This is a genomic window from Pseudoalteromonas sp. T1lg21 (assembly GCF_002964625.1).
Classification (GTDB): Bacteria; Pseudomonadota; Gammaproteobacteria; order Enterobacterales; family Alteromonadaceae; genus Pseudoalteromonas; species Pseudoalteromonas gelatinilytica.
Window position 1 is genome coordinate 1 of the sequence record NZ_PQBX01000034.1, and the last position, 12,461, is coordinate 12,461.

Consider the following 12,461-nt stretch of genomic DNA (forward strand, 5'->3'; position numbering starts at 1 on the left):
AAATGTTTTACAACCATAAGTTGTGTAAGTAATTGGCGGAGTGGACGGGACTCGAACCCGCGACCCCCGGCGTGACAGGCCGGTATTCTAACCAACTGAACTACCACTCCAGCGCATACTTACAAATTGTCGAAAATTGGCGGAGTGGACGGGACTCGAACCCGCGACCCCCGGCGTGACAGGCCGGTATTCTAACCAACTGAACTACCACTCCGCATTTTCGTTGCTGACTGAGTCTCCCCTGACAGCGGCGTGAATAATACGAATCACCCTCTAGTTCGTCAAGGGGTTTTTTGTATTTTTACAGGTTTTTTAGTCATCTGACATCGAAAGGTTTAAAATTTCACCTGATTTGTCATTTTTTGAGCCATTTTTGCCAACTTCATTTTCATTCGTTGCTTGCTCATCATTTTCGGTTTGATTTTTTTTCTTTAAAAACGGTAAAGAAAATTTAAATTTCAGTGGTTTCTTCTGAACAAAAATTCTAATTGCTAGCCAACCCAATAAAAGTACGGCTAAATTTCCAACCACAATTAAGATCACCATGAGCATGGTGGACGCTTTTTGTTCTTCTTCAATAATTCGTTGTTGCTCCGCTTGCGCTTCTAAATCGATTTCAGGGCGAACAATTTCTGGTACAGCTTCAATTGGTCGCTCAATTTCAAATTTATACGTCGGTAACGTAGCCATAAATTCACGGTCATTTATATTGCTACCAAATACAGAAAGCTCAACACTGTATCGCCCCCAATCATAATTTTTAATGGCCAGTTCCCGTGTTTGCGATTTATCTGCATCTAAAGAGAACATTTGCTCTTCATTATTTGGGTAATAAATTTTCCCTTGAATGAGCACGGTTTCAGGTTTGACGATTTCAGGGTTCAGCGAGATTGTTAAAATATGATCATCTTCATCTTGCTCAGCAAGTGCTATTTCATAATCAAAAGGCGGTTCATGCACCACAATTGGCTTTTGTACTACGGTACGCTTTAATATAGGCGTTTCTATATAAAGCTCTGGCTGCCACTCTCCTGCCGGAAAGACCAGCTTAAACTCACCGGTAAATACACCATCAAGCGGACGCTCATCAAAGCCACGGCCATCATCTTTAAAGTCAGTGACACTTTGCGTACCAGCACCAAAGTTTGCGAAATCACTGTTATTAGTGCTGACAAAATCAACATGCAAACTGATTACATCACGAAACTGGCCAACTTTAATCGGTTCACCGTCATTTAATACACGGCCCGTCAGTTTTATAGTCTCACCACGAAACAGCATAGGCGGGAGTGGATCAACATTAAGCTCTATTTCACCCAGCACCATAATACGGCTATCTGGCAAGATACTGCCGACCACTTGCCAAGGGCCAGGCATAGGATTGCTAATGGTGATCAAGTCATAGCTCAGTTCATCATGCCAATCGAGGTCATTATTTTTAACTGAGTCAGTCGCGTAATACTTAGTACCATCAGGGCGAACTAACACCACAGCTGGGGCACCGCGCTTACGAAAGAAGAGTAAGGTAACTTTATCGATTTTATGATCGATACGAAAACGGTTCTCTAGCAGGGGAATTTCATTTTGCACCCCATCACGTTCTAATGGGGTTATTTTATCTTGCTCGTTGGCAAATCCCGTGAAGGGAATTAAACACACTAATCCTGCTAGCAGCTGTTTTCTCATTTTATTACCTTATTCTGTACGCCATAGGCATTGGCCACCCTTTGCAACCAAGTCTAAACGCTCTTCGTGAGCGGCGTGCTCTTGTTCTGTTGCTCTTAATACCACAAGCGGTGCTCTATCTGCACTTAGTCGGCGAATACCACCCATTTGTTGAGTTGAGCCTTCATCTTTATTTTGATTAAGATTCAGCTTTACTTGCCCACCGGTCATTGACAGGTAAACATCAGCTAGGATCTCGGAATCCAGTAATGCGCCGTGTAACGTACGCTTTGAGTTATCAATATCGTAACGGCGGCAAAGCGCATCAAGGTTATTCTTTTGACCTGGGTGCAAGTCACGCGCCATTTTTAATGTATCAAGTACACTACATACATCGGCAGTATTCGGAAAACCTTGATTTAACAATGCAAACTCATTGTCCATGTGGCCGATATCGAACGCTGCGTTATGGATAACAAGCTCTGCACCACGAATATACTCTAAAAACTCATGGGCAATTTGGTGGTACAAAGGTTTATCACGCAAAAATTCATTGGTGATACCATGTACGTCTATTGCTTCTTCTTCTATTTCACGTTGCGGATTGATATACACATGAAAGTTGTTGCCAGTAAGACGGCGATTTACAAGTTCAACACAACCGATCTCAATGATGCGGTGGCCTTGCTTTGGGTCAATACCCGTGGTTTCTGTATCTAAAACTATTTGTCTATGTGCCATATCGTCTTAAGCCTGACTCTGGTATCTTTCTATATTCACTTTATTGTACACAATATCAAGGTAAAACAGTGCAGAAAACCGTAGAGATTTACACCGATGGATCATGTTTAGGAAATCCAGGGCCTGGAGGGTATGGCATCGTGATGCGATACAACGGCCACGAGAAGCAATTAAGTCAAGGCTATACCCTAACAACAAATAATCGGATGGAAATGCTCGCAGCTATCGTTGCACTAGAAACCCTCACCCGCTCTTGTCATGTCATTCTGACAACCGATAGCCAATATGTGAAACAAGGTATTGAGTCATGGGTAGAAAATTGGAAAAAACGCGGCTGGAAAACCGCAGCTAAAAAACCAGTTAAGAATGTCGATTTATGGAAACGACTCGATGCTGCCTGCCAACAACACAGCGTAGAATGGCGCTGGGTAAAAGGCCATAGCGGTAATAAATACAATGAGATTGTTGACGATCTTGCCCGCGAAGCAGCTGGCAGCGATCAATTACTTGAAGACACAGGTTACGACGGTAATTAAAAGCTCCTTGAAATAAACTTGGCGCAGGCCGTTTTATATTTTTGTTATATGTTATAAGATTTGGCTATAACGAAATATAAAGGATTCATTATGGCTCTGCGCATTCACTCTTTTTTTCATCAACAAAGCGCCACACTCTGCTACTTAGTATGTTGCGAAAGCACTAAAAATTGCTTATTGATTGATGCGCCCGCTGATTTTGATATGCCAAGTGGTGAGTTAAGTTTTACCACCGCCAATGAGATCATCAGCTATATAAAGACCGAGCAGCTGACATTGCAATGGCTCCTTGAAACCCATGCCCATGCAGACCATATCACTGCAGCAAGTTATATAAAGCAGCAATTACAAGACACACACCCTTGTAAGCTCGGCACGGGTGAAGGGATCACTCAAGTGCAACAGCACTTTAGCCAGCTTTATAATCTTGATATGCCATGTAATGGTGAACCTTTTGATGCTTTGTTTGCTGATAAAGCACAATTTCAGTTAGGTGATTACACGGTAGATGTGATTGCCACACCGGGCCACACCCCTGACAGCGTGTGTTTTCACATTGATGGCAATGTATTTGTTGGCGACACCTTTTTTATGCCAGACAGTGGCACAGCCCGCTGTGATTTCCCAGGAGGCAGTGCCGGTGAGCTATATGATTCACTACAACGAATTTTAGCGTTTCCTGACGATACCTTACTTTGGATGTGTCATGACTACCAACCTGATGGCCGCCCGCTGGCGAACAAAACCACGGTTAAAGAGCAGCGCGAGCAAAACATTCATTTAAAAGGCGATAAGCAACGTTTTATTAAAACTCGGGAAGGCCGCGATGCAACCTTAGCAGTACCAAAGCTGTTGCACCCTTCTATTCAATTAAATATTCGTGCAGGTCAGTACCCAAGCAAAACAGATACGCAACAACACTATTTAGCCATCCCGCTCACAGTGCTGCTTTGATGTTTGCCTGAGCCCTGCTCCTTTTACCGGCGAAAATTGCGGCCTTGCATGCCATTTAGGTTTAATTGGTGTAAGCGGGGCCACACGTTTTCGAGCCACCAGCAAATACACACTGCCCATTGGCTTTAAATATTGTTGACCAAAACTGCGCCACGCAGCAAAACGCGATAAACGGTTACCTCTTGCAAGCGATGAATGGATAAATCGCTCATCCGAAATAATTTCAAAACCCAATAGATTCAACCAATCTTTTACTCGCGATGGTGTGAAAAAGCGCCCTGTCCACGGTAGCTTTTGGCGGCTAAAAGGTAATAACTGCGCCAATCCACACAAGCTAAACGGGTTAAAACCTGTGATCACGATGTAACCACCGGGAATTAAAGTACGATGCGCTTCACGTAAGATATGGTGCGGATCAGAATGATATTCTAAGCAATGCGACAATATGCAAGCATCAACACTGTGCTCATAAAAAGGTAACTCGTCTACATCAGCAATAACACCAGTAAATAACCCCTGCTCAGCTACGCAAACTTGATGCTTTATAGGACTTTCACTGGTTGCCAGCTCGCCACTTAAATTACCAAGTTTTAGCATGTGATAGCCAAACATACGTGGCAGCCATGGTGTTAGCTTACGTTCAATTTCAGCACGTAAATAGTCACCATGAGGGAACTGCTGCCAAGTGTATGGCTTAGGACCTTCTTGAAAACTAAGGGCTGGTTTCATTTTCTGAGCTCGTTATACTGTTTGTTAACTGTCACTTTATAGAGCAATTAAACATGGTGCAAGTTAAAGCAATTAAAGCCTTTTCTGATAATTACATTTGGTGCATCAGCAATGAAGCTGAGCAAACAGCCTGGGTCGTCGACCCCGGTCAAGCTGAACCTGTTTTAAACTATCTAAGCGAACATAACTTAACACTTCGGGGTATTTTGATAACCCATCACCACTATGATCACACCGATGGCGTGGCTGCACTGGTAAAAGCATTTCGTGATATTCCGGTTTACGGACCAAAACACAGCCCTTTTAAAGGCATTACTCATGGTGTATCCGAGGCGGATAAAGTCACTGTGTATGATTACAGCTTTACCGTGCTTGCGACACCTGGTCATACCCTAGACCATGTTTGTTACATTAATGACGAATTAAGTTTTACTGGCGACACCTTATTTAGTGCTGGCTGCGGACGATTATTTGAAGGCAGCGCTGAGCAAATGTGGCACTCACTCTGTAAATTAAGAGCTCTGCCCGATGAGTGTAAAATCTACTGCACTCATGAATACACGCAGGCGAACTTAGCTTTTGCAAAAGCCGTTGAACCAAGTAACGAATACCTTCTCAGCTACAGTGATAAAGTAGATAGGCTGCGAGAAAGCGGCAAAATAAGCTTGCCAACTCGATTAGGTGTTGAAAAACAAATAAATCCATTTTTGCGCAGCAACGTAGTAACGATTACTGATGAGCTACCAAATGAGCTAAAAATTAGTTTAGATCTGAATGAACCTTGGCAACGCTTTGCAGGTCTCAGAGCCTGGAAAGATAAGTTTTAAAAAAACGTAAATGCCAGAAGTTACAATTTTGTATATTCAGATCAGCATCTTGCAATAATAAGCTGACATAAACTGGTCATAAAGTGGCAATATGTTCTCAGAGCAGGTAATATTCGCCGAGTTTTTTTACCTGATGTATGGGTATATATGTATAAGTCTCCTTTAGTTTTATCACTTGCGCTGATTTTAAGCGGCTGTCAATTAACAGCTTCTGATTCAGCAAGTACAGATGTTGCAAGCAATAATGTTGAGCAACAATTAGACGGCGCAAGTCCGAGTGACATCAATGATGCATTGATGATCAACGCTCAATATCAACAATTAACCGATATTGATGAGCCGCCTCCTGTATTTGATGATGTATGGGAACGTATTCGTTATCAGCTTTCGATTGATGTGCCACAAAACCGCCCAGTTGTTGCTGAGCGTAACTATTATGCGCGTCATCAGGCCTATTTAGATCGCATCTCTAAGCGTGCTGAGCCTTACTTATACTTTATTGTAGAAGAAGTCGAAAAGCGTCAAATGCCTATCGAAATAGCGCTTTTACCTATTGTTGAAAGTGCGTTTGATCCATTTGGTTATTCACACCGCAGTGCCTCTGGTATTTGGCAATTTATGCCACAAACCGGTGAACGTTTCGATTTAAAACAAAACTGGTGGTATGACGGTCGCCGTGACATTGTGCAATCAACCCGTGCAGCGCTTGATTACTTATCATATTTACACAAAACCTTAGAAGGCGATTGGTTAAACGCCATTGCGGCCTATAACTCAGGTGAAGGTCGTTTACTGCGTGCGATTAAAAAGAACCGTAAAAAACATTTACCTACGGATTTTTGGTCGCTTGATTTACCAAAAGAAACCACATCGTATGTACCTAAACTGTTAGCCCTGTCTGATCTAGTTAAACGCAGCGATGAGTTTGGTGTTAAGTGGCAACCAATTATTAATGCTCAAGTTGTTGAAGCGGTTAATGTAGGAAGCCAAATAGACTTAGCACTTGCCGCTGATATGGCAGATATTAGTTTAACGGAGCTTTATCGTTTAAACCCAGGTTTTAATCGCTGGGCGACAGATCCGAATGGCCCACACTTTTTATTATTACCGTCTGATAAAGTTGAAGCGTTTACTGACAAGTTAGCTAAAACCGAGCAAAAAGACCGCCTACGCTGGCAGCAATATGTGGTAGCTCGCGGCGACAGTTTATCTGTGATTGCGAAGAAGTTTTCAACTAGCACAAACGCGATTAAAACCCTGAATAAGCTTTCATCGAATACTATTCGTGTTGGTCAGCAATTACTTGTGCCATTAAGCGACGGTGAGATAAATAGCCAGCATTTACCAAAATCAGTGCGTATGGCGGCTAATAAAGCTACACGTAAAAAACTTAGCCATAAAGTGGCCAGTGGCGATACATTGTGGGATATCAGCCGTGAGTACGATGTCACTATAGCTGAACTTGCAACATGGAATAAGCTTAAAAAAGACGCTGTTCTGCGTGTTGGTCAAAAGCTCACTGTGTACAAAGAAGAAAAGTCACAACTTGCAGCAACGCAAATCAAAGAGCGCACCATTACTTATAAGGTTCGCCAAGGTGACTCATTAGCACGCATTGCCGCTAAGTTTAATGTGTCTGTAGAAGATATAATTAAATGGAATTCATTAGCTGGGCAAAAATACATTCAACCTGGGCAAAAACTGAAGTTAAAGGTTGATGTACGAAGCGCATAATTGCTTCATCCAATATAAAAAAAAGAGCGCCTAATGGCGCTCTTTGTCTCTCTCATTTAGTATTTATGCTTCAATGCCCATAAGTGTAATAACTCATTAGCAATGGTCGCTGCAGCAATCGCTGTTAGTTCACTTTGATCATAAGATGGTGATACCTCAACTACATCCATACCGACCATATTAATGCCCTTCAATGCACGAAGAACTTTAAGTACTTTATCGCTGGTTAAACCACCACACACTGGTGTGCCTGTCCCTGGAGCGAATGCTGGATCAAGGCAGTCAATATCAAAGGTTAAATACACAGGTAAGTCACCCACGCGCGCTTTGATTTGCTCAGCGATATCTTGTGCAGGTAAATCATTTGCAGCCATTGCGTCTATCACTGCAAACTCATGTTTGCTCTGATCAAAGTCAGTACGAATACCGATTTGAATGCTGTGATCAACATCAATTAGCCCTTCCATCGGCGCATGATAAAACATTGTACCGTGATCATAGCGCGAGCCATTGCTGTAAGTATCTGTGTGGGCATCAAAATGAACTAATGCCATTTTACCGTGTTGCTTAGCATGGGCACGCAGTAACGGCAAAGTCACAAAGTGGTCACCACCTAAGCCCAATAATGTTTTACCTTGACGAAGAATTTGCTCAGCGGCTAACTCTAACTGCGCGGTAAAATATTCAGGGTCGCCTACTGGGTAAGTAAAATCGCCTGCATCAGCTAATTTTAAACGCTCAAACAACGGAAACGTCCAAGGGTACTTGGTTTCTTCCCATGCTAGGTGCACTGAGGCACGACGAATTGCGTCAGGGCCTAAACGTGCACCAGGGCGACCTGAGGTCGCCAAATCAAAGGGTAAACCTAACACCACTACATCGGCATCGATTGCTGTGATGTTCTGCACCATCGGCTGACGTAAAAACGTCATGCCGTTTGAATATAATGAATGATCTGTGTGGTCAAACAATGTCGACATTGCTTATAACTCTTCTAAATAAGTGTAACCATTTAAGCCAGTTTGCAGCTCATCTAATACGCTTTGCTGTTCAGTTTCTGGCAGTTTTGCCGCCACCAGCTGGGCGTAAGATTGCTGGAAGCTTTCTACATCTAAATGTACGTAACGCATCATGTCAGCAACGGTATCACCTTCGTTGATTTCGGTGATTTGCGCTTGACCTTGCTCATCCATTTTCACAATTGCACTGTGCGTGTCGCCAAATAGGTTGTGCATATCACCTAAAATTTCTTGGTACGCACCGACTAAGAAAAAGCCCATTAAATACGGTTTTTCTTCGCTAAATGCTGGCACAGGTAATGTGCTTTCAATACCTTGACCGTCAACATAGTGCTCCATCGCACCGTCTGAATCGCAAGTAATATCAAGTAAAACGGCACGCTTTTGTGGTGCTTCTGTTAAGCCACTTAACGGTAAAACAGGAAACACTTGGTCAATACCCCATGCATCCGGTAATGACTGGAACAATGAAAAGTTCACAAAAAACTTATCGGCTAAACGCGCATTTAATTCATCAATAATCGGGCGATGAAAACGGTTTTTGTTATCCATATGTTTGTTAAGTTCATAACATACACGTAAGTTAACTTGCTCCGCCCATGCTCGCTCTGTTAAATCTAACAAACCAAGTGCAAATTGATTATGTGCCTCAGCTAAATCGCCTTGACTATCATGATAAATTTCGATTAATGCACGGTCGTCATTGTCATCACTTAACTGCTGCCATGATGTCCACATGTTTTTTAATAATAGTGGTGCATCAGCGGCTGGCGCTTGAATGTCTTCTGGTACATAGCTTTCGGTGCCGATAACATTCGAAATCAATACAGCATGGTGCGCTGTTAACGCACGACCTGACTCAGAAATAATGCGCGGCATTGGCTGCTCATATAACTTACAGGTATCACCAATGGTGTATACGATGTTATTAGCGTATTCGCTCAGGCTGTAGTTCATTGAGTTATGTGACTGGCTACGAGTACCGTCATAATCTACCGCTAAACCGCCACCCACATCTAAGCAATCAATTTGTGCACCTAACTTGCGTAATTCACAGTAAAAACGCGCAGCTTCACTCACACCTAAACGAACATCGCGGATGTTTGCCATTTGCGAGCCTAAGTGAAAGTGTACAAGTTGGATCAGATCAAGTTGATCAGACGCTTTAAGGCGATTAACCACACTGAGTACTTGCGATGCCGACAAACCAAATTTTGATTTTTCGCCACCACTTGCTTGCCATTTGCCCTTACCTTGCGACGCTAAACGTACGCGAATACCAATGCGCGGCTTTACGTTTAACTCTTTAGCTTGGCTAAGCACCATGTCTAGCTCAGACAGTTTTTCGAGAACAATGTAAACCTTGTGGCCTAGCTTTTCGCCAATCAGTGCTAAACGAATGTATTCTTGGTCTTTGTAGCCATTACACACAATGACAGCACTGGTTTTTTCTGCCATTGCTAATACAGTCAATAGCTCAGGTTTACTGCCCGCTTCTAGACCCAATTGCTTCTTTTCAATATCAGCTTGGCTTGCAACAATTTCTTCAACAACTTCACGCTGTTGGTTTACTTTAATTGGGTAAACAAGCAAATAGTCTTTCGGATAACCATAATTTTCAATCGCCGTGTTAAATGCCTGACATAAGCTATGTACACGATGATGTAAAATTTGTGGAAAACGAACCAACGCAGGCAAGCTTAAGCCTTTGTCTTGTAATTGCTGTGCGATATCGATTAGTGCAATGGTTTGCTCTGGGGCATGGGCCTTTGGCGCAACATACACATCACCTTGATCATTAATACCAAAGAAACCTTGGCTCCAATGACGAACATTGTAACTCGTGCGAGCTTGTTCTAGTGATGTTGTCTCTTTCATCTATCTTTCTCTTTTATTTTAGTAGTGCCGAATTCGGCAAGGGTTGTTGCCGCGCATTAAAAGAAAAATAGTGATTCAAGTCCAACAAGAATTTTTACTCGTAACGAGTGATTTTTGATGTGAAAAACTAATCGATAAACCCCCAGTTTTATTAGGGTTTAATTTAGTTGTTAGATTTTAAAATTCCTTTAGATGGACAGGCACTCAATATGGCAAATGAGCAATTTTTAAAAGGACAGTCACCAATTTTTAAAAGGACAGTCACTGCAAAAATATATGTTAGAAAATATGTGTTAGTGAAATCCATCTTTATTTCAGTGGACAGGCACTACTTTTGTGATGTCATCAGCTTTTGAAGAGTTTGACCCTAGTTGCCTCCACGCTTCATATTGCTCATTGTCATGCCACGTAATACCGATGTACTCTTGCCAATTTTTGAAGTCTTTTGTGCGGTATTTTTCAACACCACACCCTCCTGCGCCAAAAGCAGTACGGCAAATTTTTACTGTAAGATAAGTACCATCAAAATTCAGCAGTGATTGCTTATTGTTGCAAACACTCAAAGCACGTGTAGGAAATGTAAGGATTACTTTTGTTTTTATGGTGCCATTATGATTGAAGACACCAGTGAGTGAATGACATGAGTTTAAGTAGAGCTTTGTACTACCAACCGTAAGGTCGGCTTGCTTACGCTGAGTAGTATTGGATTCCTGTGATTTATCACCACAGGCAGCAATCAACAAAGCAGTAGCAAAGCACATGATTTGTAAGGAGTATTTAAAAATTATGATGTCCTCACTAAAACATGGCTTTATTAACTAAATTACTGGTTAAGCCCTAACTCCATGAATAAGCTTTGTGGATTTTCGCTGTAATTACCAAACGGACCACAACGATTGAAGCCTAAGTTTTCGTATAGGCTGATTGATTCTGTTTGCTTAGGGCCTGTTTCTAATCGAATTAGCGGAATTTGCTGCTCACCAGCGTGATGCAAGAGTATTTGCATAATTCTACGTGATAACCCTTTACCACGGTAGCTTGGTTTTACATATAGGCGGCGGATTTCACCGTATGGAGGATTGCCTTCTTGCATCACGATAGCACCGCAAGCAACAATACCATCTTCATTTTTCAAGCCAATAGCATATACATTGGGTTCAGCAAGTTCTTCAACACTTAAGGATTGAGCAGTGGCAACAGGATACAATGAGTTTATGAGTCGGTCTATATCAGAAAACACGTGTACTACTTCTGGATCATGTGGATTTAAATCGACTAACTGCATAAAACTCCCATTTTTATATGTCGTTTTTGTTAATGATGTTAACAATAATATAGGATCTTAGTCTGATCCTCTACTGTTGTTTTCAATATTCATTTTTATAGGTACTTTCAGACCGCCATACTATCGCTTAGTTCAACGCTATGTAACTGAAAAAACGCCCAGTTGATAAAAATTAAAGTCCAACCTACACCGCTCATTTAAAGATTAATGATTTTTACTGACAACTCTAAGAGGACAGTCACTGTTAAAAAGACTGACATTGCAAGACAGGCATCTATAAATTGGCAAATATTTAAATTAAAAGGGGGATTACTGAATTTTTTCTGTCTTTAAACTTAAAAGATGTGGTTTTATAGAAAGAGTTAAACGAACCCCATGCTTTTGAAGCGTAATTCTGTCATTTTAAATATCTCAATGTATACCGAAAGCAGTGATTTGAAAGCTCTACTCTAAATTACATATAAATTAGCCAGCAAGTAATAACTTACAGCTTGTTAGGTTACTTCGTCGCTTACGAGCAGTTTTACTGCAATAACGTTCAATAGCCCCGACTCGACCTGCAGCTCCATGAAATAAATTTTCAAACTGAGTTGTGAGTGTTAACCATTTTTCCGGTTCGAAATTCAGCCTTTCAAGAATAGGAGGTAAATGATGCTCTATATATCCGGGCTTATCCGTACAAATACAACGCCCAGTTTGCTCGACCAGTAACAGGTATGACTTTAACTCAAAAGGTATTCCCTTTGATTTATACTTACTCATCCCACCAACAAAACGAGCTAGTAACTTAGGTTGTTTTGAATCCTTTACGCTTTGGCATCGCTTTTTAAAACTTGTATAGTTAGCTTGTTCAGGCGTTCTCGTGACCTTTGCACGAACAGGGTTTAAATCAACATAGGCCATACATGCTAATAGAGCAGGTTCATCAAGTAATGCTTGGCTCTTAAAGCGTCCTTCCCAAAAGTGCCCCGTGCACTCGTCTTCTTTATTTGCCCGTCTGGCTATATATTCATTTAGCATTCGCATGAACCAACTAATGCTCGAAAGGCGCGCTCTGTATTCAGTAACCTCTTTATTTAAGAAGACTTGTTGG

General features: G+C 41.8%; 12 protein-coding genes and 2 tRNA genes. 4 read left to right on the forward strand and 10 right to left on the reverse strand.

Features of this window, described 5'->3' with window-relative positions:
- Positions 1-33: 33 nt before the first annotated feature.
- The 4 genes from C2M25_RS06920 to dnaQ form a co-directional block, all read right to left on the reverse strand.
- A tRNA-Asp gene (locus C2M25_RS06920) sits at positions 34-110 on the reverse strand.
- A 27-nt stretch (positions 111-137) separates the two neighbouring features.
- Positions 138-214, reverse strand: a tRNA-Asp gene (locus tag C2M25_RS06925).
- A 98-nt stretch (positions 215-312) separates the two neighbouring features.
- Positions 313-1,686: a TIGR03503 family protein gene (locus tag C2M25_RS06930; protein WP_063706038.1), complete on the reverse strand. Its 1,374-nt coding sequence runs from the start codon at positions 1,684-1,686 to the stop codon at positions 313-315.
- A 9-nt stretch (positions 1,687-1,695) separates the two neighbouring features.
- Positions 1,696-2,406, reverse strand: coding sequence for a DNA polymerase III subunit epsilon (dnaQ, locus tag C2M25_RS06935; RefSeq protein WP_063706040.1), 711 nt, complete (start codon positions 2,404-2,406; stop codon positions 1,696-1,698).
- A 68-nt stretch (positions 2,407-2,474) separates the two neighbouring features.
- On the opposite strand from dnaQ, the gene rnhA reads away from it, so the two are divergent.
- Entirely contained in the window at positions 2,475-2,942 is a 468-nt protein-coding gene (gene rnhA, locus C2M25_RS06940; RefSeq protein ID WP_063706042.1) for a ribonuclease HI, read from the forward strand.
- Positions 2,943-3,032: 90 nt separating this feature from the next.
- Positions 3,033-3,896 (forward strand): MBL fold metallo-hydrolase, encoded by an 864-nt coding sequence (locus tag C2M25_RS06945; RefSeq protein WP_063706044.1) that lies wholly within the window; start codon positions 3,033-3,035, stop codon positions 3,894-3,896.
- Here the strand turns inward: C2M25_RS06945 and C2M25_RS06950 are convergent.
- Entirely contained in the window at positions 3,867-4,625 is a 759-nt protein-coding gene (locus C2M25_RS06950) for a class I SAM-dependent methyltransferase (protein ID WP_063706046.1), read from the reverse strand. The two genes, C2M25_RS06945 and C2M25_RS06950, sit on opposite strands and share 30 nt — an antisense overlap.
- Positions 4,626-4,678: 53 nt before the next feature.
- Here C2M25_RS06950 and gloB point away from each other — a divergent pair, with 53 nt between their 5' ends.
- Together gloB and C2M25_RS06960 are read left to right on the forward strand one after the other, a co-directional pair.
- Positions 4,679-5,452: a hydroxyacylglutathione hydrolase gene (gene gloB / locus C2M25_RS06955; protein WP_105180753.1), complete on the forward strand. Its 774-nt coding sequence runs from the start codon at positions 4,679-4,681 to the stop codon at positions 5,450-5,452.
- A gap of 147 nt (positions 5,453-5,599) precedes the next feature.
- Positions 5,600-7,186 (forward strand): LysM peptidoglycan-binding domain-containing protein, encoded by a 1,587-nt coding sequence (locus C2M25_RS06960; RefSeq protein ID WP_105180754.1) that lies wholly within the window; start codon positions 5,600-5,602, stop codon positions 7,184-7,186.
- A 56-nt stretch (positions 7,187-7,242) separates the two neighbouring features.
- Here the strand turns inward: C2M25_RS06960 and speB are convergent, their stop codons facing one another.
- From speB to C2M25_RS06985, 5 genes are all read right to left on the reverse strand, one after another.
- Complete coding sequence (gene speB / locus C2M25_RS06965) at positions 7,243-8,166, reverse strand: agmatinase (RefSeq protein ID WP_063706052.1); 924 nt, start codon at positions 8,164-8,166, stop codon at positions 7,243-7,245.
- 3 nt (positions 8,167-8,169) lie between these two features.
- Complete coding sequence (speA, locus tag C2M25_RS06970; RefSeq protein ID WP_063706054.1) at positions 8,170-10,083, reverse strand: biosynthetic arginine decarboxylase; 1,914 nt, start codon at positions 10,081-10,083, stop codon at positions 8,170-8,172.
- A 314-nt stretch (positions 10,084-10,397) separates the two neighbouring features.
- Positions 10,398-10,826 carry a hypothetical protein gene (locus C2M25_RS06975; RefSeq protein ID WP_138625675.1) on the reverse strand — a complete coding sequence of 143 codons (429 nt, stop codon included), beginning with the start codon at positions 10,824-10,826 and terminating at the stop codon, positions 10,398-10,400.
- 80 nt (positions 10,827-10,906) lie between these two features.
- Positions 10,907-11,368, reverse strand: a complete 462-nt coding sequence (locus C2M25_RS06980) for a GNAT family N-acetyltransferase (protein ID WP_105174581.1) — start codon at positions 11,366-11,368, stop codon at positions 10,907-10,909.
- 465 nt (positions 11,369-11,833) lie between these two features.
- Positions 11,834-12,461: transposase (locus tag C2M25_RS06985; protein WP_442792961.1), on the reverse strand; the 628-nt coding region annotated here is incomplete at its 5' end.